We start from the raw sequence: 26,549 nt of genomic DNA, 5'->3' as shown, positions 1-26,549 counted from the left end.
GCTTAATTAATTGATAATTGATAATTGATAATTACCTCTGCTTAAAACCGTTACGGAATTGAATATAAGGAAATATTATTTATTCTCTTGGTCCATTGGATATGGCGCAGTTTTAGGAGCTATCCCACCCTTCGGGAAGCTGCGCTTTTTCCTGACGGAATGCTCCGCAAACATGTCGCGTAGCGTTAACGGAGTTGTGCGCCAGCAAAACGACCGCTTTTTTCCCCTTAAAAGGGTCGGCTTCAAGGCGCGAATTATTTAATTATTAATTATTTGGTAATACCTAGCCATGGGTAATTGATGATTACTCCAGATAATTTATATAGCAGAAGGAAGAAGGAAAAATCTTACGTTGTCTAAGTTTTAAGCTTTTTATCTGTCCTCATCTTTCCTTAAATTCCTATACTAATTATCTCTTAAAGTTGCATCTATAATTTAGGTACTCCGTAAGCATTCAGCCGTCAGCTATTAGCTATCAGCTATTAATGTTGGGAAAGGTAAAAGCAACCTTTGAAATTGAGTTTGAATAAAAAGTTACTGTCAAAGTCTCCGGACTCAATCTGACAAGTAATTATTCATTATTAATTGCTGATAGCTGACTGCTGATAGCTGAATGCTTACATATTAGCTATAATCAAATCACAAAATAAATTGTTAATTTAGATGAAATATATATGTCAAATCTCACAATCAAAGACTTAGAAATATTGCAAGGTACTCTGAATCAAGCAGGTTTAGATTATCAATTAGAATTAGACGAAGGAAAAATATTAGTTATGGGTCCATCAGATATTGTTTCTAGTGAAATTGGCGTTCGCTTAATAGCCTCTCTTTCTAACTGGGTTTATCCACGTCGTCTCGGACGCTTGTTTGATTCTAGTGCTGGTTTTATTATTTCAGATACTAATTTAAAAGTACCCGATGTTTCCTTTGTTCGTGCCCAACGTCTGAAAAAAATTGAAGTAGCACTAAAACCTAAAACTGTACTCAATTTAGTATTAAAGGAATTAATACTATCAATAGTAAGTTTGATTCTATACTCTGTATAGTTATATATTAATATGATATTATTATGTTCAGTATTATTTTCGCTTTTAGGAGGTTTTTTCATGCCTGAGAATCAATCAAAACAGTCTTTATCTAAATTAGGAAGTGGTCAATAATAACAGTCCACCTGAAGATATACCACCAACTCTTAGTAATCAATCACAACAGTCTTTATCTAAACTAAAAAGTGGTTGGGTTAATAATAAAAGCGCACCTGAAAATCCACCAGCAACTCCTCGCTATCAAAGAACAAAAGCTATATATGATAGTCAATTCAAGCAGAAAACAATTTACATGAATGACAGTCTAGATAATCAATTACATTACATGAATGACAGTCTAGGTAATCAATCAAAACAGTATTTGTCTGAATTAGAAAGTGGTTGGGTTAATAATAAAAGCGCACCTGAAAATCCACCAGCAACTCCTCGCTATCAAAGAATAGAAGCTATATATGATAGTCAAGATAGTTAACAGATAATAGTATATAAACATTCTAATTTATACAATTCAAATAAGCTTCCAGAGAATTCATTTTCTATACAGCATACTTAATAATTTAGATAGGCAAAATTGTTTGTATATTTTTTGTTTCCTGTTCTCTGTTTTCTTGTCACTCTCCAAAATTTGCTGCTTGCAATTCCTATTCCGTTGCGATCGCCCGATTCAGATGTTGTCCTTAACTTATCTGCTGCTTTTAATGAGATTTATGATGAGGCAGCTTATGATTTATCTATAAATTACACGGAAGCACCACCCCCACCTATTTTGTCTGAGGTAGAAAAGCAGTGGGTAGAAAATTTATTCGGCAATTGATATTTGTTGGATTTAGTTTCCTCAACTCTACCTACAAATAATAATTGGCTACATTTGTCTTCTTTCGCTCGCTTACCATAAAATTGCCAATTTATCAATCAGCCAAAAAATCAGGAGAGAAAAATTAGTCATTCATCCCAGAGAAATTTAGAGTATTTGCCTCTAAAAATAACGAAATAATAGGTATTTGCAGCTTAAAAATTACTTTAAGCAATAATTGTCCTTTGGATTTTGCTGTAGTATATACCATCATACAATCAAGAGCAAGGGCTAAAAATATTGAAATTTCGTTAACTACTTCAGACAAATTTTTTGCTTTTTTGTCATCAAGCCCTGACAAACTTAAAAATTTTTAAACTAAAAGACCAAAACTTAAACAATAACTTATTTATTCAGAGGCAGAAAAATCAAGGAATAATTAGGGTTTGCTGAAAAAGTATTTTTTAAGGAGTAGGGGAGTGGAGGAGTAGGGGAGTAGGGGAGTAGGGCAGGGCTATTTCATTCTCGATAGACACGGGGACGCACCAGACACGGAGACACAGGGATGAAGGCTTTGAATTTATGATTAAAAGTTGACTTTTCACCATTTTAGTCAGAGCAAAAGGGGCACTTATTGGCTGAAAAAATAGAATTTATAGAGGAGGTAGTCAAATATATTTGTAAGAGTGATTTTTCTGTAATTATTCTGCCTTTTATGCTAACTTTTTGAGGGTTTTGGTCTGAAAATCTGGCACTTTTTTCAACTCAAAAAATGCTTTAACTTTGTAAGCATTTCCTCCGGAATGCTTACTTAACCTTTATCTATCAATGCTTTAAGATTAGATCGGTAAGCCTTAATTATTTCTACTAAGAACACATAGTTAATCTAACCAAAAGTACAATAGCAATAACAATATAGATTATGATTTTTTGCTGCCTAGTTTTTCCACCTCGAAAAAGAAAATCTCTCAAAGCTGTAAAATCATAATTCTGACTTTTACTTGGCGGAATGTGGGTTTAAACCGAATGAATTAACTGTCAATTATCCATTGGTAAAAAACTTGTTGCATGGTAAATGGTAATAAGCAAAAATTTCTCAATTCTTCTTCCTTCTTCCTTCTTACTTCTTCCTTAAATACGCACTCTACAAAATTTGCTAAATTCTTCTTTCTTCTTCCTTCTTCCTTCTTCCTTCTTCCTTAATTTCTAGCACTTCACAAATCTGCTTATCTACATAATCATCATCGACATTTCGAGTTATTAATTCTGCCAAAATTCCTAAAGATATTAATTGTACGGACAGAATAATACACAAAATTCCAAATAAAAATAAAGGGCGAGTACCTATAGGTCGAATTTCCATAAACCAAAGTACAGTCAAATAACCTAAAGATGTCATTCCCAAAGCACCGAATAATAATCCTAAACTTCCAAATAAATGACCTGGTTTATGTAAATAATGAGTAGTTGCTAAAACAGTTAATAAATCAAGAAATCCACGGGTATAACGTTCTAAACCATATTTAGATTTTCCCTGTTTCCGTTGATGATGCCGCACTGTTACTTCAGAAATTTTAAATCCTAAACTATGGGCTAATACTGGAATATATCTATGTAATTCTCCATAGACTTTGATGCAGTTTAATACCTCTTTTTTATAAGCTTTTAAGCCACAATTAAAATCGTGTAATTTTACACCAGTTAAAATTGATGTTACTCCATTAAATAATTTCGAGGGTAATGTTTTAGAAAAAGGGTCGTTACGATGTTTTCGCCATCCAGAAACTAAATCGTATCCTGACTCTAACTTTTCCAAAAATTTAGGTACTTCTGCCGGGTCATCTTGTAAATCTGCGTCTAGAGTAAAGATAATATTTCCTGTAGCTTTTTTAAATCCAGCAGATAAGGCGGAAGATTTACCAAAGTTTCTTCTTAATCTAATTCCTTTAATTTTCTGGGGATGTTTTTTGATTAATTCATTAATTTCTATCCAAGACAAGTCGTTACTACCATCATCTACAAAAATTATTTCATAACTATTAATTTCAGCTAAATTCATTACATCTAAAATTCGCTCAAACAAGGGTTTGATTGTGGCTTCTTCGTTATAAACTGGAATGACAAAACTGAGGTATGTACTATTCAAGGTTCAATTCTGATTATCAAAACTATATTGATTGGTTAGAGCTACCGAATCTAGGCAATTTTTTAATTTAACATAAGTTGTTAAAGGATTTCCCATTCACGGAAGTCAAAAGTTAAAAGTCAGATTTTATCGGCTTAAAACTTTGATTAGACAGTAATTTCAGGCAGTTATTTCACATCTAAAGTTGGTTAAAGCTATCCAATCTTGACGGTTTTTCAATTTTACACAAGCTGCTAAAACATTGTTGGTTGAGCCTTGGATATTTTGTTGATTTTCTTGAGTTTTCAATGAGTAACTTTTGACTTGAATATATCCTTTCGAGGCGGATAATTTATATTCATTTCCTCATAATTCTGCTAAATCTACAGGAGGAAAATCTAATATTCCAAAACCTTTGATAGTTTTTTCTTGATTGAGAATAGCAGCACATTTCATTTAATTCCCAGAATCACAAAATTCAGGTATTTAAGATTCTAAGTTTAATTCTAGTTCTCAATATTATGTTGATTGGTTAAAATTATCAAATACTGAGGATTTTTTAATTTCAAATAGTCTGTTAAAACATTGTTGGTTGAGCCTTGGATATTTTGTTGATTTTCTTTAATTTTCAATGGGTAACTTTTGATTTTAATATATCCCTTTCGAGGAAGATAATTCATATTCAGCTCCGAATAATTCTGCTAAATCGGCAGGAGGAAAATTTGACATTCCAAATAATTCTGCTACATCAGCAGGAGGAAAATTTGACATTTCAAAACCTTTGACAATTTTTTGTGGATTGAGAATAGCAAGACATTTCATTGAATTCCCAGAATCACAAAATTGAGGTATTTCTGCTACATCAGCAGGAGGAAAATTTGAGATTCTAAAACCTTTAACTACATTTTCTTGATTCAGAATAGCAATACATTTAATCTAAACATTCTCTTTACTTTTGACTTCTAACTTTTGACTTTTAACTTCCGCGCAGTGGCACTAGGTTCAATTCAAATTATCAAAACTATGTTGATTGGTTAAAGCTATCCAATCTTGACGATTTTTCAATTTCACATAAGCTTTTAAAACATCGTTGGTTGAGGCTTGAATATATCCTTTCCAGCCAGATAATTCATATTCAGCTCCTAATAATTCTGCCACATCAGCACGAGGAAAACCTGACATCCCAAAACCTTTAACTACATTTTCTTGATTCAGAATAGCAATACATTTAATCTGAACATTCTCTTTACTTTTGACTTCTAAATTTTGACTTTGAACTTGACTTACCCATCCATTTACTCTAGCTGTAGTAGAAGAAAATTCAGTCACAGTGTCAAAATATCCCTGTAAATTTTCTGGTGGTTTTGCCGTTAATAAATCTGAGTTAATTTTTTCATCCAAATTTGCACAAAAATTATCCTTTTTTATATTTCGATTAAAAGGTACTAGACCATCAGCTTTTAAAGCATCTACTAAACCTAAAAAAGCAGCAGGTCGGTTGCCTACTTTTTCTTTAATTAAAACCGGGTCGGAAATGCCAATTTGTAAGGATAATCCTACTAAAGGTTGATAAGTTGCGCGATGAGCAATTTCTCTAAAAGTTTCCGTACCTACTCGATACATTAATATAGTTAAAATCGTCAAAACTGCCACTAATGGCATAACAAAATACCACTGTTTTTTGAGAGTAGGTTGCTGTTGTTGGAGCAATAAAAAAATTAAGATAATTAGACTTAACCAAAATAGAGAAGGTAGAGTAGCATAACGAGAAGCGATCGCTTGTTCGACTCCAAATCCAGAACGACTAACTGCTGCCATTAAAGCAGTGCCTAAAGTATAAGTTATTATTGATAACCAGGGTAACCAGTCTTGAGGATAAGATGAAAATAACCAATAAGTAAAAAATATTCCTGTCAAAATTAATCCGAACCAACCTATTGTTGAAGCTACGGGGATATTATGAGTAAAAATTGCTCCTAGATAAACAGGAATATAGGCAATTATATTAATTATATTTAGTTTAGACAAAGAGGGATGATGAGAGGGCGTTGTGTAAGTGAGGAAATAAATTCCTATTACTAAAATTGAAAAAATAATATAAGAGATAGTAAATCTTTTCGGCAGTTTAAATAAAATAGCAACGGCAGATAATATCGGCCAAATACCCAAAGCTGTACTATAACTAATACATCCTAAAATTCCCAAACTGATACTGGCAATTAGCCATTTATTTTGTGGAGATTCTACCAATTTATTTACACAAAAAATTGAGGCAATAACAAATAAATTAGCAATTACCCAATGTACGCCACTATATCCGCGCATCCAATTATGAGCAGCAGCAGGAGTAAAGTTAAAAATGGAGATAAATAGAATTAATAATAAAAGTATCGTCCGATATTTTTTCAGGGTATTAGGTACTAATGTCGTTAATAAAATTCCCTGAATACAAGCCAGGAAAAATGTAGCTAGACATAACCCAATATTGGAACCTTTAGTAACAACAATATTTAGAGCATAAATTATGGCAGGAATTAAGACAAAGTGTTCGTTTGCCCGAAACATCCAGTCAAAAATATTCGTGGAAAATCCATCTATAGAATAGATATTTTGAATCATCCACCAATAGTCAAAATTTAGCAATTCCCCTGCTTTAGATATCATAAAAAGTATATAGAAGGCAGGGAGTAAAATTGTTATGGTGGCGATAATGAGAAAAGTAAGTTCTGACTTTTTTTTGACTAACATAAATCGGAAGACAAGATACGAATTTTGGCACGGATGTACAGATTAATTTGAAATAGGTTAATCTTTACTGGGCTACTTATAGTAACTTCAAATAAAAATGAAATACTTTTTCCGCTGAAAGTTTTTCAAGGCAAAAAACCCTTGTCTCAAACTAAACTGAAATGACTGTAGTAATTTCATTTTAGTTGCGTAAAAAATTGGTTTCTTTTAGGCAACAGGTCATTTCAGTTATCAGTTCTCAGTACCTCTGCAATAAGGAGGCAAGAAAATACGGAATTCTCTTTTCTCTTGGTCGATGGTCGGACAGCGCAGGTTTCGGAGCCATCCCACCCAACGGGTGCGCTCCGAAGATAGAACTCCGTTCCGCTGTCGCGTTTCGCGTCAGCGTTGCGTTACGCCAGTTTTGCGAAGCAAAAGCAAACGACCGCTTTTTATCCCCTTAAAAGGGGAGACTTTAGACTACGATTTTTCCGTAAGAAGGTTTGCAGGATTTTTTACTGTTAGTAAATAACTAATACCAGTTTGATATGAGGTTGCATAGAATGATGAAATTCATTAAATCGATCTATATTTATCTACGCTTACCTATGGTAAATTATGCTTTAAATATTATTCTATGCAGCTTCATTTCAATTTGGTATAACTTTTGTTTCACATCTCATTTGAAAAAGCGATATATAATACCACTTTGAAAAAAGAATGCTACAAAAAGATGGATGCTTAAAAAGAGCTGCTTCAATTTATTTAAGACAGGTATCTCTATCATTTTTCCCTTTTTTTTTCAATATTTACTCCAACTTTGGTCTTCCTTCTTCTGTCTTCCTTGCTGATACTAATCATTTGTAAAAAACATTTATCAAATTTGTATAAAAGGTAAGCATTCATCTAGTGCAGGATGGCGGAAATAACTGACCAGTTACAAAATCCTAAAACAATTACAAATCAAAAATGATTGACTGTCAGATATGCGTCTTACATTCTGGAGGGGCTGTGTGCGGAATTACTTCCGCACAGTAGGCGCCGTGTAGGAAACCTCGCCAATTACGCACTCGCTTTTAACTTCCACGTAGCGACACTAGCTCGCGCTCAACTATTAGCTGTTTCAAATAAATATACACTCTCAGGTCAAGGTCAGTTTTTTTTCCAATACTTTTAATTTTACTTAAATATATCAATACTAATTTCCGAGCTAAAGGCAATAAATTAATAGCTAATAGTTGATGGCTGTTTGCGCAGCATTCTGCAGGAAATGCTTACATAAGAAATAAGGTTTCAAGCTTCCCTTTTAAGGAAATAAAAAGTGGTCGTTCGCGACAGCGGAACGGAGTTCTATCTTCGGAGCGCACCCGTTGGGTGGGATGGCTCCGAAACCTGCCATATCCAATCGACCAAGAGAAAAGAAAATTCCGCATTTCAAGCCTTCTGTTTAAGCTGGAGACACTGATAACATTTCGCTGAAATGACCTCACATAAATTTTAAAATTGCCTCAATTAAAGTCTCTGGTTGTTGTAGGAAAAACATATGACCGCCTGGAAATTCATGTAAAGCAAAATTACCAACAGTATGCTTTTCCCATTCAGACAATTGTTGTAAATTTACTGCTGTGTCATTTATACCTCTAAAAGCAACAATAGGAAATTCAAAAGGTGCTTCAAGAGAATAAATATATTTCTCATTAAGAGTAAAGTCTGCTCGTAAAATAGGTAAAAATAATTCCATCAGGTCTTGGTTTTCCAAGACTGCTTCAGGGGTACCACCGTATTCACGCAAAGTCGAAATTAAAGTCTGATTAGATGCTTGATGAAGTTGGTTATCAATAGGAATGTGAGGAGCGCGACGACCGGAAATAAACATATATTTAGGGGTCGGTAATTTTTTTGCTCGTAATTTACGGGCAACTTCAAAACAAATTAACCCACCAAGACTATGACCGAAAAACACAAAGGGATATTCTGTGAGAAAGGGTTGCAAATCTTTAGTTAGGGAAGAAAGTAGGTCATCCCATTTAGTAATTAAAGTTTCTTTTATCCGAGTTTCTCTTCCTGGTAATTGTATGGCACAAACCTCAATATTAGATGGCAAATGTTTTCCCCAGAGGCGAAATAAGGAAGCACCAGATGCAGAAGAATGAAAACAAAATAGACGTAGTTTAGGATGAGAAGAAGGTTGAAAAATTTTGATCCAAGGAGAAGTTGTTGTGGTTTTATTCATAAATAAATAGATATCTCTAGAAAAGAGAGAGTAGGGGGAAAGAATTGATAAGTAAGAGTGCGATAATTGATTTTATTTTTGATGATCACGCCTATGTCTAATAGATAATCATCTATCCTTAAAAAAACAGGGTTAACTATAACAATAGACAGATAAGTATTTGATTTATACCTAGCATAATATTTAAACAGAGAAATGTTTTTCCTACTGTTTCCAGCTCCAGTATTTTCTGAGAAAAGAGGGAGTAAGTTGTAGGGAAGTTGCATGGAACGTCCCTACAGAGTAGAGGGAAAGAATTGATAAATAAGAGTGCAATAATTTATTTGATTTTTGATGATCACGCCTATGTCTAATACCATTTCTCAAAAACTTTTCTACATTTTGTTGAGCAGGGGACCCACCCCTAACCCCTCCCAGAAGGGGAGTGGGGGAGTGGGGGAGTGGGGGAGAAGCAAACATAAGAATAATTAACAGGTAAGGCATGCTAAAATTAGCATGCATTGTGCTAACTGCTTGTGCTGATTAGTTAATAACTGAAGTACTGCCCAAGTATAGCAATAATGCATGGGAATTGGTATAATAGATAATTATCTATCCTTAAAAAAGAGGGTTAACTATAGCAATAGACAGATAGGTATTTGACTTATACCATTCGCGATCTTTAGACAGGGAAATGTTTTTCCTACTGTTTCCAGCTATAAAAGGATTTTTTTGATTTTTTATCCTCAATGTGTAGAAGCTTTAAATTTTAATTATTCAGTAAAATTCAGGTCAAAAAAAAGCTGAATACTAATTACTCACATAGTAGCCAACTGCTTCAACATTTGCCTCAAACCATCCCGCCAATATGGAGAATATTTTCCCAAAATTTGGGAAATTTTGCCACTATTCAAAACTGAAAAAGCAGGTCGTTTTGCTGGAGTTGGATATTCGGCAGTAGTAATAGGAATTACCTGTTTAACCTCCAAAGGAAAACCCAGTTGTTTTGCTTCCTCAAAAATAGTCATGGCAAAATCGTACCAACTAATAGCTCCACTATTTGTATAGTGATAAGTTCCATAGGTTTCTGAATTAAGATGAGGAATAATTTGAGCGATCGCTTCTGCTAAGTCTCCGGTCCAAGTTGGACAACCTACCTGGTCGTAAACTACTCTCAATTCTTCCCTATCTTTACCTACCCGCAACATGGTTTTGACAAAGTTACCTTTACCATAAACCCCGTAAACCCAAGCTGTTCTAATAATAATATGGTTAGCTTCTGTTTCCCGAATTGCCTTTTCTCCGGCTAATTTAGATTTGCCGTAGATACCGAGGGGGTTGGTAGGGTCAGTTTCTGTGTAGGGTCTACTTTGACTCCCATCAAAAACGTAGTCCGTGGAAATGTGGATTAAGGTTGCCCCCAATTTTTTGGCTTCGGTTGCCATAATTCCTGGGGCAATACTATTTACTGCATGGGCTAATTCTGGTTCATTTTCAGATTTGTCAACTGCGGTATAAGCAGCAGCATTGACAATAATTTCTGGTTTAACTTGGCTAATTATTTGAGAGATGGCATTGGAGTCTGCCAGGTCTAAGTTTTCTCGCCCCACTGCGGTTACTTCCCCAATATTTGTCAGGAGGGGTTGTAGTTGGTGGCCAAGTTGTCCGTTAATGCCTGTTAATAAGATTTTCATTTGTGATTTTCCAATAATATTTTGATTTAATTTTTGTTTTTCTATTTGGCACTACTCCAACCTTCAATTGAAGCCATTAATATATTAACTGCTGGATGGTCTATTAATTCTTTGAATGTTTCTTGTCCTCCTGCTTTTAATGCTGTAATTATTCGAGATTTCAGGGAGGGATTTTTTTCTATTTCTTGAACTGCTTGGTTAGCAATTTCTAAGTTATTGGTGGGATTTGAGGAATAGTCTGTTTTAGATAGTTGTTCTAATAATTGTTGAATTTCTTTTGCTGCTTCTGCTAATGTTTGTTTTTGTTCGGTGGTTAAATAGTTATTCTGGTTAATATTAGACGTTTCTATTTTTCCTTCTCCTCCAACAACACTATTGATGTAACTTCCTCCAGCAATTTTAATATCGTTACTTTTTTCAGTCATATTAAATCTCCTTAATTGACTATTAACAAAAATATTAGTGCCGTTTATCTGATATTCGGTAGTTTTTTGTTGAACTATTTTTTCGGAATTTTTATCTAAGTATTCTATTAGGTCGCTAAATCTGATTTTTATGGCTTCATATTTATTGTTCTCCTCTGTTTGTTTAACTATTTGTTCTAAAGTCGAAAATATTTTTCTAAAATAATTACCTGATACTTCTTGAATAGGTATTATCAGTTTTTCTAGACCAGATATTTCCGTTAAGGGTGGTAATAAGACTAAACAAGGTAATTGTTCGGGAAGGATATCTAGTTGTCTAGCTATATCGTAAGATTCGTTTCTATTAAATGGTTTAGTTTCAAATAACCATCTACTTAAAGAAAATTTTTTATACAACTCTGAATAAAGAATTGACTTCCAATATTTTCTGAGTGAGTCAAGGTTAGGTTGAGGTTTTTCTAAGATGTATATTTTACTCCAGTCTCCAGTTAATTTGTAAAATTCCTGAAAGTTATCTCTTGTATAATTAACTATCTCTTTGTCTACATCTGTATATAAGAAAATTCCCTTCAGTAGTTTTGACGAATCATTCTTTATATTTTGGTCAGTCGTTAAAATATCTCTAAATATGTCATCCTTATTTAAGGAAGAACAGAAAGTGTCATTGTTACCTTTGTCATCTTGATCGATCAGATTGATCAGATTGAAAATCACGCTCACACTAATTGGATCTAGCATAATAATTACCTCAAATTAAGCCATACAACCAAATATAATAGAACTCTTTTGCTTTACAAAATATGCCAGATTCATATTCATAATTTTACTCTTTTTATTTTGCCTTTAACTAGATAGATAAGCAAAATAAAGCATTCTATTAAAAATCACTTCAGCTAGAAAGTTTGCCGAAATATTCTCAAAACTCAGAACTGAGAATTGAGAATTTGACAAGTTGAGAATTTGCCGATTTTCATTCTGCCTTTGAGTAAGTGGATAGGCAAAATTTCACCCTCTCTGGAAAATAACCTCAGCTAGAAAGTTTGCCGAAATTTTCTCAATTCCCAATTTGGAGTTTTGAGTATTTTACAGTTTGAGAATTTGCCGATTTTCATTCTGCCTTTGAGTAAGTGGATAGGCAAAATTTCACCCTCTCTGGAAAATAACCTCAGCTAGAAAGTTTGCCGAAATTTTCTCAATTCCCAATTTGGAGTTTTGAGTATTTTACAGTTTGATAATTTGGCGATTTTGATTCTTTCTTTGAAGTAAGTAGATAAGAAAAATTTCACTCTCTCTAAAAAATTACTTCAGCTAGAAAGTTGACATAAATCTTGATAATTCTCAATTCCGAGTTTTGAGTATTTGACAGTTTGAGAATTTGCCGATTTTGATTCTGCCTTTGGGTAAGTAGATAGAGAAAATTTCACCCTCTCTAAAAAATCACTTCTGCTAGAAAGTTTGCCGAAATCTTCTCAATTCCGAGTTTTGAGTATTTGACAGTTTGAGAATTTGCCGATTTTGATTCTGCCTTTGAGTAAGTAGATAGACAAAATTTCACCCTCTCTGAAAAATCACTTCAACTAGAAAGTTTGCCGAAATCTATTTAATTTCCAATTCTTAGTTTTGAGTCTTTTACAGCTTGAGAATTTACCGATGAACAAAATATTTTATTTAGTATTCAAACCTCTGGGTGAGCGCCAGAGGTACTGATAACTGATAACTGATAATTGATAACTGAAATAACTCCTTCTTAAAACAAATCAGCATCTTTTAAAGTTGTACCAGCTTCATCTTTTTTAGATAATTTCACTTCAATTCCTTCCAGAGGCCAAATAATACCAATTTCTGGATCGTTCCAAATAATTGAACGTTCGTATTCTGGCGCGTAATAGTCGGTAGTCTTATACAAAACATCCGCAGTTTCAGAAACTACTAAAAAACCATGGGCAAAACCAGGAGGCACCCAAAGTTGTCGTTTATTTTCTGCATTTAAAAGATAACCTACCCACTTACCAAAATTAGGAGAATTTTTCCGAATATCTACAGCAACATCGAATATTTCTCCTACAACTGCTCTTAATAATTTACCTTGAGCTTGTTGAATTTGATAATGTAAACCTCGCAATACTCCTTTGCTAGAACGAGAGTGATTATCTTGCACAAATTCCAGATTTACTCCTGTTTTTTCTGAAAAATTGCGTTGATTAAAACTTTCCATAAAAAAGCCACGTTCGTCTCCAAAAACTTTTGGCTCTATCAGCAATACTTCTGGAATTTCTGTTTGAATTACATTCATTTATATAACCTCAATTTATTTAATAGGTGTTAGGTTTTAGTTGTTAGGTTTTAGTTGTTAGGTTTTAGGTTTTAGGTTTTAGGTTGTAGGTTTTAGAGTGAAAATATAGCAACCGCCAAAGCGGTTAGGAAATATCAAAAGCTTAAAATTAAGACAACGCAAGATTTTTCCTTCTATCCTAGATAACTAAAACCTTCTTCCTCCTTCCTTCTGCTATATTCACAGTTAAAAATTCCATAGATATATAACTTTATTTTGTCTGTTTTGTCAACATTTTTTTCCCTCATACCAACAGTGAAAAAAGAATGCTTAACTTAGGCGACATTTAAATTATTAAGTAATTAACACAGACCCATGGAACTTTTTTGATAATTAGCACCCCAGTTATTGTTAATTATTCTCAGGACTTACGCAAAGGCACTATTTATAGAGTCCAAATACTATTGGACAATAGTTTTGAGCGCTATATATGGCGTATCTGCGTAAGTCCTAATTCTGATGTTTACTTCTCCCCCGCTCCCTTACTCCCCTACTCCCTTACTTCCCTACTCCCCCGCTCCCCTACTCCCCTACTCCCCTACTCCCCTACTCCCCCGCTTTCTACTTTTTCTTTCCCCAAGCTTCTAATTCTCCTATCCACAGAGAAAAAACTAATTTATGGAGATTTAGAGTTCGAGCAATTCTCAGTAAAAAGGAGAATAATATTGGCTGATAATATTTGAGTCGATCGAGTATATATTCCACACTCATAGAATTATTAGTTGGCTTTGATTCTACATCAGAAAATCCTGTTTTTTCCAAGGCAAATTTCATCGTATCAAGAGAGAAATAAGTCAGATGTTCTGTTGGTTTATAGTGATACCATAAAGCACCTAATAACTTTTCCCAAAATCCTCCCACATTCGGAGTAGTAATAAAAATCCATCCTCCAGGTTTCAAAAGTTGATAAGCTGCTGTTAGTTGAGCAATAGGATCTGTCGTATGTTCAATCATATCTTGCAACATAATCAAATCAAAATAATTAGGTTCAAAACTATGATTAAACAAATCTCCTTGACAGACAGATAAACCACGACTTTTAGCAAATTTTACTGCATATTCTGATACTTCTAAACCTTGAGGATTATCCCATCCTAAATCTTTTGCTTGTTCCAAACAATCACCTAAAGCACAACCTACATCTAATAATAAACCTTGACCAGAAAGTTTTTTCTCAGCCTTCAATAAACGCTGTCGAAAAGTATGACTATTAATTTTCATACCTTGGAAATAATTAGAATATCCTCCTTTAGGAAAATCGTTATTATAGTAATCTTCTTGATAGATATCAGTGGGATTTTTTGGTGGATTGTTATCCCATACCATACCACATTCAGAACATTTAGCTAATAGATAGTCATCCCCTGCTTTGTAGTAGTTAAATTTATCTGTATGACATAAGGGGCAATTATTCTTTTGCATAATATTGCATAATATTTGATTAAAATTACTTCTGTTAAAATTACATCTAGATAAATATATTATCTGGGATTAAAATCCTAGACTCATAGCTGAAGCCCTTTTAAGGGACTAAAAATACTGAGTTTACCTCTATTAGGATATATTACCTGGGATTAAAATCCCAGGCTCATAGCTCAATTCCCTTAAAAGGTAATAAAAATACTGAGTCCTCTTGAGAGGACTTCAGCTATGAGCCCAGAAATGAATTTCTGGGCGGGATATCAATTTTCACTGAAATTTGTATATTTAGAAAGATAAAAACTAGAATGGCATTATGGCGACTTTTCTATCATTTTGTTTGGTCAACTAAAGAAAGAAAACCTCTAATCACACTAAATATAGAACCTCAACTTTATCATTATATTATTGGCAAAGCTAATGCTCTTAATTGTATTATTCATGCGATTAATGGTACAGAAAATCATATTCATTTAGTAGTTTCAGTCCCACCTACTTTAGCTATTTCTGATTTTGTGAAAAATATTAAAGGCAGTAGTTCTCATTATCTAAATAATGTTCTACCTCCGAAGGAAAATAAATTTGCTTGGCAAGCAGGATATGGTGTCTTTTCTTTGGGAAAAACACAACTAGAACGAGCGATCGCTTATGTCGATAATCAAAAACAACATCATTCAAAAGGAACAATTAACAATTAACAATTAATAATTAATAATTAATAATTAATAATTAGGGTTTGCTGAAAAAGTATGTTAGTGAAGGAAGGGAACAGGGAACAGAGAACAGTTTAAACTATCTGCTACAGTCAAATTTTCTGATAGTCAGGGTCAAAACTTTACCATTTTAGACAATAATAGCCAAAAACTAGGTACTTTTTCAGAACTGAAAAATGCACTTACCAATATCAGTCAATACTTTGAGATTTAATCAGCAAACCCTAATTAATAATTACCTCTCCTTAAAAAGAAGAGGATTGACTCAAAGGAAAATTTTTCCTTGTTTCTCCTTTCAAGGAGAGGCTTTAAACTTTAACTATTCGGTAAATTCCTACCTATAAAAAAACACTGATGAAGACGATTATCCTTGAAAATTATCTAGAGATTAAAGGAATTCCAGCTATTAGCCCTGAAATAAATTTCAGGGTAATTTGGGCAGTTATTATTATCTGTTTAAATATATATAGCAATCCCAAATAGATTGTAACAAGTTTTACAGTGGTTAATTTAAACTGAAAGCTTTTTAAATTATAACTCCTGACTCCTAACTACCACCAAAATATTACAACTAAAATAGGATTGCTATATTAAAATACTTCTCAACCATCTTCGACCCTGACTTTAACTTCATCATTCAATTTAATAAATTCTTGTTTATCAGAATTATAAACCCAAGCATTAATTATCGTTTCTCCTATAGGTAAAGACTTAGCTGAAAATGTGACTTTCCATCGCGGTCTGTTATACTTTTTTGACTTCAGAACTTTAGCAATATCATTACTCTCTAAATTGACAATAGCATTAGCAAAGAAAGATTTATTTTGACCAAAAGAAAGTAAGACTAGATTCGGTTGTTTATTTCTATTTGGTCTAATTGCCCATCCCCCTAAACTAAGAGTTTCATCCCTATTAATAATTAGGGTATTTTCAGTTGTTTGAGGATTATCTAAATAACCATAATTTTGTTTTGTTTTTGTAATAAATTCCAAATTTTGAGGAAATTCTCGCCATCCTAGTTTTGCCATAATTTCTGCACCTTCTCTGACTAACCACGTTTTGCCATTCATTAATACTAAACAACTATTCTGTGATTCTTGAATAAATTCTGAATCTTCCAAATAGTTAATTATTTCTAGACACTCTTTCCGACTTTCCATGTAGGGAAAACTTGATTTTACACTAGCAACAACATACACCGAGTTAACCATCATAATTCCTGTCATTACTACAGCAAAAATTTTATATATTGATAAATACTTTTGCTGCTGTTGCAGGAATAAAGCAAACAGATAAATTAGGGAAATAATGAATAAAATTGACGTAGTTGTATACCGCGAAGAAATCATTGCATTTTCCACACCATATTCTGCCCTGCCTACAGAAATGGATAGAGCAGAAATGAGAGAAAATGTTCCTATTGTTAACCAAGGAATAGCTGCCGGGGCAAAGGTAAATTTATACCAAGGTTTCTTGAGAAAATAAAATGTGAAAAATATAAAACCAGACAATAATATTAATCCTATCAAAATTGCTGGAATAGAAATTCTGACTAAAGGTAAACCTAAAATAGCTAAAAAGTAATTGATGATTAGCAATGGTTGCTCTGTAAATAAAAATGGTTTTGGTTCTCGAATAGGATTATAGTTAATTGAATATATCAAACATGAAAGTATAAAGAGTAAAATCCAAATAGTTACTCTACTAATTTTTTGTTTGGATTTACCTTCCAGGCAAAATATTGATGGTATAAGTACAAGCCAAGAAAATAATCCTTGTATTAATGTAAAACTGCCAATAAAACAGGATATTGCTGCCAAAAATATTTGAGTTTTTTCTGAAAAATTATCCAATGCGTAAATAAAATAGATTGCGATGATTAAGCATAAATTTGTCAGAAACCAAAATAGGGTAAATCCCCATAACCAATTCTGATGTTGTACTAAAGAAAATAATAATAGACTGACTAATATATTTGCTATATGTAGGATATTTTTGTTTTTATTATGGAATTGAATTTCGGCTATTTTGCAGATAGCAAAAAATGTGATGATGACAAAAATTACGCTACAAATTATTTCAGCTTGGGTGTTCCATTTAGTGGCAAAAGCTAAGGTGGTAATGATTAATTTTGGTATTAATATTCTGTGATGTCCGTGTACTGTGAAAAAGTCAAAAAATGTGGCGTTTCCTTCAGCAACTCTCTCAAAGATAGGGGTTAATCTCCATTGGTCCCAGTAGGGAACGTTGACACTAAAATTAGCAAGAAACCAGAGGAGTAATAAGACTGGGAAAATATAGAGGGTTAGTAATAATATTCTGTTTCGGGAAAAGACTTTTAACATTATTGGGAAGTGGCGATCGCTCTAGGAAATATTACCAATATACAGACATTTTCTGGAATATTTAAAAAATCAAATTTAATATCATGTTCGGTTAAATACTGAGGGGAATACTAAGCACTGTTATTAGAACCTCTTGCTCGGAATTGATTAAATCTAGTTATTGCGTATATAGCAACAGAGTTGAATTACATTTCTATTTCTGATTTGCACTTAAATTTGTCTGTGAATTTTTCAGCAAAAAGCTTCTATTGCAATATCCACAGATAAATCTGACTGAGCAAAATTTACTATTGCGTATATAGCAATAGAGTTGAATTACATTTCTATTTCTGATTTGCACTTAAATTTGTCTGTGAATTTTTCAGCAAAAAGCTTCTATTGCAATATCCACAGATAAATCTGACTGAGCAAAATTTACTATTGCGTATATAGCAATAGAGTTGAATTACATTTCTATTTCTGATTTTCACTTAAATTTGTCTGTGAATTTTTCAGCAAAAAGCTTCTATTGCAATATCCACAGATAAATCTGATTGAGCAAAAATTCCTATTGCGTATGTAGCAATAGAGTTAAATTACATTTCTATTTCTGATTTTCACTTAAATTTGTCTGTGAATTTTTCAGCAAAAAGCTTCTATTGCAATATCCACAGATAAATCTGATTGAGCAAAATTTACTATTGCGTATATAGCAACAGAGTTGAATTACATTTCTATTTCTGATTTTCACTTAAATTTGTCTGTGAATTTTTCAGCTAAAAGCTTCTATTGCAATATCCACAGACACATCTGACTGAGCAAAATTTACTATTGCGTATATGGCAATAGAGTTGAATTACATTTCTATTTCTGATTTTCACTTACTTTCCATTAAGCCTAATTTCAAACTCAATTTGTTCGCTATTTCCAGCTAGGAGGTACAAATTACGAATCCTATGTTGCGTAAATTGTGAGAAAGAAATTATGGATAATATTATTCGTATGATAATTTCGTAGATTTTAATATCTATAATTAAAGAAAAAGACATCTAAAATGAGTAAAAATAGTAGTAAACCTTGGGATGAAAATTGGAAAATTATTGAGAATATTGGTGGCGGTGGTCAAGGTCAAACCTATCTAGTCGAACCTAAAAATAATTCTTTTCCAACTAATCAATACGTTCTCAAAAAACTTAACAGACAAAATGACCCTGAAAGACGTTCAAGAATGCGTAGGGAAGTGGTTGCTTTAGAAACAATAGATTGCTCAGGAATACCAAAATTAATTGATTCAAATTCCGAGCTGTTTAAAAATTTAGATATACCTCTTTATCTGGTAACTGAATTTATACCTGGAGATACCTTATCTGATTTTATAAAATCAGAAGTAATGAATATATTTAGTGCTGTAAATTTGACAATAAAACTATTAGATATTCTTGGATATTGTCATCAAAGAGGAATAGTACATAGAGATATTAAGCCTGATAATATCATCATCAAAAATAACGAAATTAGCACTCCAGTATTAATAGATTTTGGGATTTCCTTCAACAAAGTTGATGAGTATGCTAAAGATTTAACACCAACATGGCAACAATTAGGAAACAGATTTTTTCAACTTCCAGAGCTTGGGGAAAAAAGTAATTTACAAAGAGACCCCAGGTCAGATATTACACAAATTTGTGGCATTTTGTTTTTTACTGTCACAGGGAAATTTCCTCTTTATCTTTTAGATTCTGAAAATGGAAATAAGCCACATCAGAGAAAAGAAGCTAAACAAAAGTTATTAGTTTCACCTAATTTATCTGAATCTATACTATCTAAAATAAATAGAGTTTTTGATAGAACTTTTGAGATAAAAATAGATTCTCGTTGGCAGTCTATTTCTGCACTTAACGAAGCTTTGATAGATATTTTAGAATCAGAAAATCAAGAAGAGCAAGAAGAAAATAAAACTGAAATTATTTTAGATAGAATTAAAAATAAACTCTCAAGTTCTTCTCATACACAAAAGAAATTATTTGAAAATATAGCTCAAAAAATTATTGAGAAAATTTATTCTATTGTTTATGATATGCCTAAAGAGTTTGGTTCAGATTTTGGGATTATCGTCGCTACAGAAATATTTGGTTCAAGTTTTGGCGATTTTATATCTGGAAAGTCTCCAAAACTAGAAGTAAAAATAGACTGGAGTAACTCAACATTTTCACAGCGAGTTGTTGGTATACAGCACAAACCTTCAGAGAAACGATTTTTTCCTGAATTTGAAGGATATATAACAGGAAATGAAGTTGTTGTTATTTCAAGTCCTGAAAGACCAGGACCTAAACCAAAATTTCATGTTGGTATTCCATCGGAAATACCTAAAAATAAATACAAAAAAGTTGAGTTACTAAGAGTTTCTTTAAGTAGTGAACCAGACTTTACTCGTTTTGCTGAACGTCTCAGAAATTTTTATGCTGAAGGTGTAGAAAGAATAATTCCAAATTAATATAAAAAAGGGTATTTAAACCTGGACTTAACCATACTACTTGCAGCAAGTCCAGGATTTTTAGCCAGCGAGTTAAGTATATTTTTTTAGCCCATATAGCAATAACCTAAAGCACTTACAATATAGACCAATAGTTAATCTTAAACCCTTGAAATATTTTCCACTATTACCTGTTATAACTGATTGCTAAAAGCTGATATAGCACTCGAAGGAAAAGTTAGGACAGATCGACAGCTTAAAACTCAGACAAAGTAAGATTTTTCCTTCTTCCTTCTTCCTTCTTCCTTCTTCCTTCTTCCTTCTTCCTTCTGCGATAGCTTAAAACTCAGACAAAGTAAGATTTTTCCTTCTTCCTTCTTCCTTCTTCCTTCTTCCTTCTGCGATAACTAATTCACATTAGTCAAACTCTTAAACTTGCCAGTAAATCTATTAAAGAACAACTCTAAAACAGTCCGCTTACCAACATTAATATTAGAGTTAATTGCCATGCCATTCTGCAAACCAATTTCCAAATCATTCTCATTATCCAGAACAAATGTTTGCCGTTCCAAATCAATTGTAGTTTCAAAAGAAAAATAAGGTCTTCCTGCTTCTTGGTCTGGTGGAATAGCATCATCACTAATAGAAATAACTTCCCCAGTTACTGTACCAAATTCATTAGCTGGTAAAGCTTCAACTTGCACTTCTACAGGTACACATTCCACATCACTTAAACCTAATTTTTCTCGGTTTTCTTTTAGTTCCGGACAAGCACATTTTTTACCAGGTTCACATTCAATAACCTCCCCACCAGCTAACTCTTGGTCGTGAAAAGGTTCTAATTTTTTCCGCTTATCATTTAAAGCTTTTAAAACCAAAGCAATATCTTTATTCTGAATATAAACTACCGCTTCTAAACCTTCATCATCATCCAATACTGTCAACAATGGTTGAGTTTGTTGTGCTTCATAAGACGCATCTTCACATCTTTCTGGTTTAATATCTCCAGGCTTCAAAACATCGTTAATTACATATTGACAAATAGGGTCAGTTTTTATATCTAGAGAAGACTCTTCTTTACTAACAGGTTTTAAATCAAAAATTACCCCTGAAACTGGTGATTTTAAAACCTGATTATCGCGAGTTTCTTCCAATTTTTCAATCTGAGCATTAACTTCAGTTAGTCTCTTATTGTTGTCTAGTTGTAAGCGAGTAAACTGAGAATCTATTCGAGCAATTTCCCTTCCTTCATTTTCAGCAATTCTGGCATAAAGTTCCCTTGCCCAACCATCTCTAGTATTTTTTAACTGTTCTTTAGTTCTATTAATAGACACATTTAAACGCTGTTGTTCTAACCTAGCGCGTTGTATTTCTGCTTGACGAGCTTTGACTTCTCCTTCTCTAGCATTAATATCTGATAGCCGAGAATTTATTTCTCCTTCACGAATATTTATTTCTCCTTCCAATGTATTAATATCAGACCTGCGAGAATTTATTTCCCCTTCTCTAGCATTAATATCTGATAGGCGAGAATTTACTTCTCCCAATCTAGTATTTATTTCTCCTGCTCTTGCTTGAATTTGGTCTTGTTGTCTTAAAAGTTCACTTTCGCCTCGAAATACTTCTTGTTCCTGACGTTTTTTTTGTAGTTCAGCGATCGCCCCTTCTTCTACTAAAGGAGATATTTGTCCTAAAATTTCTTGGTTAGATCCTAATACTTGTTCTGACTTACTCAACTGTCCTTTAGCCAGATTTAATTGCTCTTGAGAATATTGCAGTTGTTCCTGAGTATTCTTCAATTGTTCCCTAGCAAAATTCAATTGTTTCTCTGTATTACTTAATTGTTCATAAGCATAAGTTAGCTGTTGCTTACTATTATTTAATTGTTGTTTGGCAAACTGTAATTGTTGCTTGGAATATTGCAATTGGTCTTGAGCTACTCTTAATTGTTCTTTGGCTGCTTCTTCGTCTTCTTCTGCTTGTTGAAGTTGTTTTTCTAGCTCTGTAATTTGCAATTCTACAGCAGCTACACGAGAATTATATTCAGCTTTATAGTTTACATATAGTCCTTGCAAACTAGAGTCAACATTAACAAAACCACCTCTGTTTAGATAAAGCTCATTAATCAGAGCACGGTATGTTTGATTTTCCGATATTCTAGTTTGTCGCTCTTGAGCTAATTTTTGTAAATCTGGAGGTAAAGCTGTCGGAACTTTACCATCAAGTACCTCTTTATAAAACTGATTTTCTCTTTTTAGTGTGTCTCTTAATTCTTTAGCAGAACCTAAATCTGCACTAGGAGCAGTAGGACTAAAAGTTAGTAATGGCTGGTTTTTTTCCACGCGATCGCCATTTTCTACATGAAGTCTAACTACATTTCCACTGGTAGGAGCTTGTACGTCTATGGAACCATCTTTTAATTCTAATTGTCCTGTAGCTGGTACTGCTTGGTCTATCTCTGCAAAGTAAGCCCAAATTATTGCTGAACTGGTAATTATCATAATCATCCACAGAAATAGCCTAGATAATATGGCTGGTTTTTCCAGAATGACTGGTTGTTCGTTTAATGATGTAGATTGAGTATTCATTTTGTTCTTAATTTTTGCCTATAAATAATTGTGTTTAAATTTTCGTTTCACAGGAGTCATTTCAGTTATCAGTTAACAGTTATCAGTTATCAGTTTTTGTTACCAAAATTACTCCTGATTTCTGACTTCTGACTTCCTACTTTGTTCATCCTCCTTTCTTACTTTGGATAATTGAGCAATTATTCTCAAGTTTCCCTTATTTAATAATTTTTGTTACCAAAATCACTTCTGACTTCCTACTTTGTTCATCCTCCTTTCTTACTTTGGATAATTGAGCAATTATTCTCAATTTTATTGAATTTTTGATTTAAAAATTCTTGTGAAATTTCTTTCCTACTTCATTTTTTTCTACTGCCATAATTATTGTTTAATTTAATTATTACTACCCATTATTTCCAGATTTTTATTCCTCCTCTCTTAACTTTTAGTAATTTGGGGAATTAAGCAATTATTTTCAAGTTTTATTCATTAAATCATTGTTTTTACAAAAATCACTTCTGATTTCTGACTCCTGAATCCTAACTTTTGATTTCACTTGTGACTTTTAACTTTTCATTTTTGAATTTTTAATTCCTGACTCCTAACTTTTGACTTCACTTTTGACTTTTGACTTTTTAATTTTGAATTTAATTACTGTTGAGCTTCTTGTTGTTGATAGAGACAGAAATAACGACCTTTAACCGCCATTAATTCACCATGAGTTCCCTGTTCTACCACCGAACCTTTATCCATCATAATAATAGTATTAGCATTTTTTACTGTTGTTAAACGGTGAGTAATAAAGAACACCGTTGTATCAGCAAAAGCCTCCGCTAAATTCTCACAAACTTGACGTTCCGAACTGTAATCTAACGCGCTAGTTGCCTCATCTAAAATCAACAATCTTGGATTTTGTAAAACCGTCCTAGCAATAGCAATTCTTTGCCTTTGTCCCCCTGATAAAGAAGCACCTCTTTCACCCACCATAGTGTTATAACCACTAGGCAAATTCATAATAAACTCATGGGCAACCGCTATTTTAGCTGCCCTCACAATTTCATCAGTAGTAGCATCAGGATTTGTCAAAGCAATATTATCTTGAACCGTACCATTAAACAGGAGAGTATCCTGTAAAACCACCCCAATTTGACGACGTAAAGAATATAATTCTACCTTTTGAATATCATATCCATCAATAAAAATTCGACCAGAAAGTGGAGGATATAAACGCTGTAATAACTTCATCAACGTACTCTTTCCAGAACCACTCAAACCAACAATTCCCACAAAATAACCAGCCGGAAATTCCAAATTTACATTAGCCAATTGTAAAGGTCCGCTTTGAGTAAACCGGAAAGAAATCTCCTCAAATTTAACACCCCCATTCATCGGCGGCATATCAATATTATTCCGGTCTTCCTCATCTACCTCTGCCTCCGTATCCAAAACATCTCGAAGTCGTTCAATAGACATTCCCACCTCTTGGAAACTCTGCCAAACACTCACAAAACGCAGCAACGAACCTGTCACATTACCAGCAATAATTCGGAAAGCAATTAATCCCCCCACAGATAACTGACCATCTATTACTAAATAAGCACCAACCCATAAAAGTGCCAGTCCGGAAAGCTTATTTAAAAAAGTACTAATAGAACTAGAAGTAGTCTGAGTCAAAACAGTATTAAAACTAGCAGTCATAAACTTCGCATAACGCGCCGACCATTCCCAACGAGACCGAAGTTCCAAATTCTGAGCTTTAACAGTTTGAACACCATTTAAAACCTCTACTAAATAAGATTGAGAATCAGCATAACGCTCCGCCTTTTTCCTTAGAAGTCTTCTAACAATTGGCGAATTAATAACAATAATTCCAGTAAAGAAAGGCACCCCTGCCAAAGCCACCGCCGTCATTAACGGGTTAAGAGCCAACATCACAGCAATATAAATTACTGAAAATACCGAATCCAAAACCACAGTCAAAGCAGTACCCGTCAGGAAATTCCTAATATTAGCCAATTCTCCAATTCTACCCGTCAAATCACCCACCCGACGATTATCAAAATAGTTAAGTGGGAGACGGAGTAAATGGTCAATAACCTCCGAGCTAAGTTTGACATCTATACGGTTAGTAGTATCCACAAACAAGAAAGTTCGTAAACCCCCCAACAAAGCCTCAAATAGAGCCACCAATAACATCAAGATACCCAGAACATCCAAAGCCTCAATATTACGTTGCCCCATCACCTTATCGATAATAATCATCGTCATCAGGGGGTTAACCAAACCAAATACCTGTACAAAAAATGAGGAAATCAACACCTCAATAAAGACAGTGCGATGCTCCATCAAAGAAGGAACAAACCACCAAAAACTAAACTTTTCCTTCTGTTCAGTTTTTGGAGCTTGGAGTAATAGAACTTGTCCAGACTCTCCCCAAATTTCCGCAAACTGGCCTGGTTTTAGACGAGTTAATCCGAATTCTGGACTACCAACAACAATCTCTTGTTCTGTAATGCTGTAGAGTACGGCAAAATGGTCCTGCCATTCAATTAAAGCTGGTGCCTTCAGACGACTAACTGCTGCTGCCGGAACCTGTACCAGTTGACCAGTTAATCCCATCATCTGAGCGATCGCTCCACAAGCTTGCAGAGACACCCTACCCGCAGTCCGAATCTGATTGTCCAATACCCGGCGAATCACATCTCGGCGAAACTTCAGCTTCAGATGTTTAGCCAGCATCTGAAAACAAGCCAAAGCAGCAGGTACTTCTCCCTTACCCCGGAAAATTGGATATTTTATAGATTGAGTATCTTGAGCAACTGTTGGCTCTGGTGGACGTGCTGGTGCTTGGGGGACCATAGATAAATCTAAAGGTGCCAGTTCAGCTTTTTGTGCCCCATTTTCGGCCGTACTCTCTTCAACTTCACCTCGCTCTTGTTGTTCTGGGAGTCCTAAAATTCTTGCTCCTCTAGGTCCCTCAATTCTTAAAGACCTACCCACTCCATCTAAAACCACTGGACTACCCGGAGCAAAGTCTCCTACTACCCCGCTACTGACTAGCCAGATTTTTTCCGACTCTAAGATAGATGCTAATTCCTTAGTTTTTTTATCTCCTTTTGGTAGGTTTACTACCACAGTTTTTTCGACAACATTTTTAGCCAGTTCTTTCAAATTCCCACTAACTTCAGCCCTTCTAGCAAATTCTTGAGTGAGTAGTTCAAATACTTCACTCACTGCCGGACATTCTAAAAAGGCTGCCCCAAATTCTGGTTCTGCTTCTAATATTGCCAAGAAGTCTGCGGCTGGTAAAGTCACGGCAATTAAATCTGTGGAAGCAAGTGCCGTTTCACAAGGCATCCCTCGTAACAACCCAGCCCAACCAAGGACTTCTCCTGGCCCTGCTAACTGCAAACTGACATGACGTTGCGATCGCTGGTCATAACCTAATATTCGTGCCTGACCTTGATAGATTATTGCTATCTGGGTGGGCATTTTTTCTCTTTCAAATAGTGGTTGGCCACTACGGTAACCAAGCAGTTGACACTTTCCCACTAATTGAGTTTTCAGTGCATTTTCTGAAAGTCGATTAAATGGTGGCTTTTCTGCTAGAAATTCTTGTACTTGGGTTCTTGATATTGTTGAAGAAGTAGCCATGTATAATTTAGAATTTATAATTCAGAATTTATAATTAGTTTT

General features: G+C 33.9%; 17 protein-coding genes and 1 pseudogene. 5 read left to right on the top strand and 13 right to left on the bottom strand.

What is annotated here, in order from left to right; genetic code table 11:
- The first annotated feature begins 674 nt into the window (after window positions 1–674).
- The 3 genes from F6K15_RS28265 to F6K15_RS28255 all read left to right on the top strand — a co-directional run bounded on the left by F6K15_RS28265 (window position 675) and on the right by F6K15_RS28255 (window position 1,863).
- Window positions 675–1,049 carry a Uma2 family endonuclease gene (locus tag F6K15_RS28265; protein WP_293067480.1) on the top strand — a complete coding sequence of 125 codons (375 nt, stop codon included), beginning with the start codon at window positions 675–677 and terminating at the stop codon, window positions 1,047–1,049.
- A gap of 103 nt (window positions 1,050–1,152) precedes the next feature.
- Entirely contained in the window at window positions 1,153–1,521 is a 369-nt protein-coding gene (locus F6K15_RS28260) for a hypothetical protein (RefSeq protein WP_293067478.1), read from the top strand.
- A gap of 99 nt (window positions 1,522–1,620) precedes the next feature.
- On the top strand, window positions 1,621–1,863 hold the full coding sequence (locus F6K15_RS28255) for a DUF4058 family protein (protein WP_293067475.1): 243 nt from the start codon (window positions 1,621–1,623) through the stop codon (window positions 1,861–1,863).
- A 124-nt stretch (window positions 1,864–1,987) separates the two neighbouring features.
- Here F6K15_RS28255 and F6K15_RS28250 read toward each other — a convergent pair whose 3' ends face one another.
- From F6K15_RS28250 to F6K15_RS28205, 10 genes are all read right to left on the bottom strand, one after another.
- On the bottom strand, window positions 1,988–2,203 hold the full coding sequence (locus F6K15_RS28250; protein WP_293067472.1) for a hypothetical protein: 216 nt from the start codon (window positions 2,201–2,203) through the stop codon (window positions 1,988–1,990).
- Between the two features lie 795 nt (window positions 2,204–2,998).
- Complete coding sequence (locus tag F6K15_RS28245) at window positions 2,999–3,988, bottom strand: glycosyltransferase family 2 protein (protein WP_293067470.1); 990 nt, start codon at window positions 3,986–3,988, stop codon at window positions 2,999–3,001.
- Window positions 3,989–4,147: 159 nt separating this feature from the next.
- Window positions 4,148–4,276: a hypothetical protein gene (locus F6K15_RS28240; RefSeq protein ID WP_293067468.1), complete on the bottom strand. Its 129-nt coding sequence runs from the start codon at window positions 4,274–4,276 to the stop codon at window positions 4,148–4,150.
- Window positions 4,277–4,615: 339 nt separating this feature from the next.
- Window positions 4,616–4,789, bottom strand: coding sequence for a hypothetical protein (locus tag F6K15_RS28235; RefSeq protein WP_293067465.1), 174 nt, complete (start codon window positions 4,787–4,789; stop codon window positions 4,616–4,618).
- Between the two features lie 180 nt (window positions 4,790–4,969).
- Window positions 4,970–6,631, bottom strand: a complete 1,662-nt coding sequence (locus F6K15_RS28230) for a hypothetical protein (protein WP_293067462.1) — start codon at window positions 6,629–6,631, stop codon at window positions 4,970–4,972.
- A gap of 1,549 nt (window positions 6,632–8,180) precedes the next feature.
- The gene (locus F6K15_RS28225) at window positions 8,181–8,927 is read right to left on the bottom strand and encodes a thioesterase II family protein (protein WP_293067459.1); all 747 of its coding nucleotides are present in this window, start codon (window positions 8,925–8,927) and stop codon (window positions 8,181–8,183) included.
- 797 nt (window positions 8,928–9,724) lie between these two features.
- Window positions 9,725–10,600, bottom strand: a complete 876-nt coding sequence (rfbD, locus tag F6K15_RS28220; protein ID WP_293067456.1) for a dTDP-4-dehydrorhamnose reductase — start codon at window positions 10,598–10,600, stop codon at window positions 9,725–9,727.
- Between the two features lie 41 nt (window positions 10,601–10,641).
- Complete coding sequence (locus F6K15_RS28215; RefSeq protein WP_293067453.1) at window positions 10,642–11,763, bottom strand: hypothetical protein; 1,122 nt, start codon at window positions 11,761–11,763, stop codon at window positions 10,642–10,644.
- 1,009 nt (window positions 11,764–12,772) lie between these two features.
- Window positions 12,773–13,318, bottom strand: a complete 546-nt coding sequence (rfbC, locus tag F6K15_RS28210; RefSeq protein WP_293067451.1) for a dTDP-4-dehydrorhamnose 3,5-epimerase — start codon at window positions 13,316–13,318, stop codon at window positions 12,773–12,775.
- A gap of 600 nt (window positions 13,319–13,918) precedes the next feature.
- Window positions 13,919–14,779 (bottom strand): bifunctional 2-polyprenyl-6-hydroxyphenol methylase/3-demethylubiquinol 3-O-methyltransferase UbiG, encoded by an 861-nt coding sequence (locus tag F6K15_RS28205; RefSeq protein WP_293067448.1) that lies wholly within the window; start codon window positions 14,777–14,779, stop codon window positions 13,919–13,921.
- A gap of 305 nt (window positions 14,780–15,084) precedes the next feature.
- Between F6K15_RS28205 and tnpA the strand changes: the two are divergent.
- Window positions 15,085–15,462, top strand: a pseudogene (gene tnpA, locus F6K15_RS28200) (IS200/IS605 family transposase); the annotation flags it as partial.
- A 629-nt stretch (window positions 15,463–16,091) separates the two neighbouring features.
- Here tnpA and F6K15_RS28195 read toward each other — a convergent pair.
- The gene (locus tag F6K15_RS28195) at window positions 16,092–17,834 is read right to left on the bottom strand and encodes a hypothetical protein (RefSeq protein WP_293067446.1); all 1,743 of its coding nucleotides are present in this window, start codon (window positions 17,832–17,834) and stop codon (window positions 16,092–16,094) included.
- Between the two features lie 1,033 nt (window positions 17,835–18,867).
- Between F6K15_RS28195 and F6K15_RS28190 the strand changes: the two genes are divergently transcribed.
- Entirely contained in the window at window positions 18,868–20,307 is a 1,440-nt protein-coding gene (locus F6K15_RS28190; protein WP_293067443.1) for a protein kinase, read from the top strand.
- Window positions 20,308–20,693: 386 nt separating this feature from the next.
- On the opposite strand, the gene F6K15_RS28185 is transcribed toward F6K15_RS28190, so the two are convergent.
- Both F6K15_RS28185 and F6K15_RS28180 read right to left on the bottom strand, forming a co-directional pair.
- Window positions 20,694–22,874 (bottom strand): biotin/lipoyl-binding protein, encoded by a 2,181-nt coding sequence (locus tag F6K15_RS28185; RefSeq protein WP_293067441.1) that lies wholly within the window; start codon window positions 22,872–22,874, stop codon window positions 20,694–20,696.
- A gap of 630 nt (window positions 22,875–23,504) precedes the next feature.
- A complete protein-coding gene (locus F6K15_RS28180) occupies window positions 23,505–26,507 on the bottom strand; it encodes a peptidase domain-containing ABC transporter (protein WP_293067438.1) in 3,003 nt (1,000 codons plus the stop codon).
- Window positions 26,508–26,549 lie beyond the last annotated feature (42 nt).

The organism is Okeania sp. SIO2B3 (assembly GCF_010672525.1).
Taxonomy (GTDB): domain Bacteria; phylum Cyanobacteriota; class Cyanobacteriia; order Cyanobacteriales; family Microcoleaceae; genus Okeania.
Note: the sequence above shows the minus strand (reverse complement) of the source record. Positions and strands in the feature narration are given on the sequence as shown.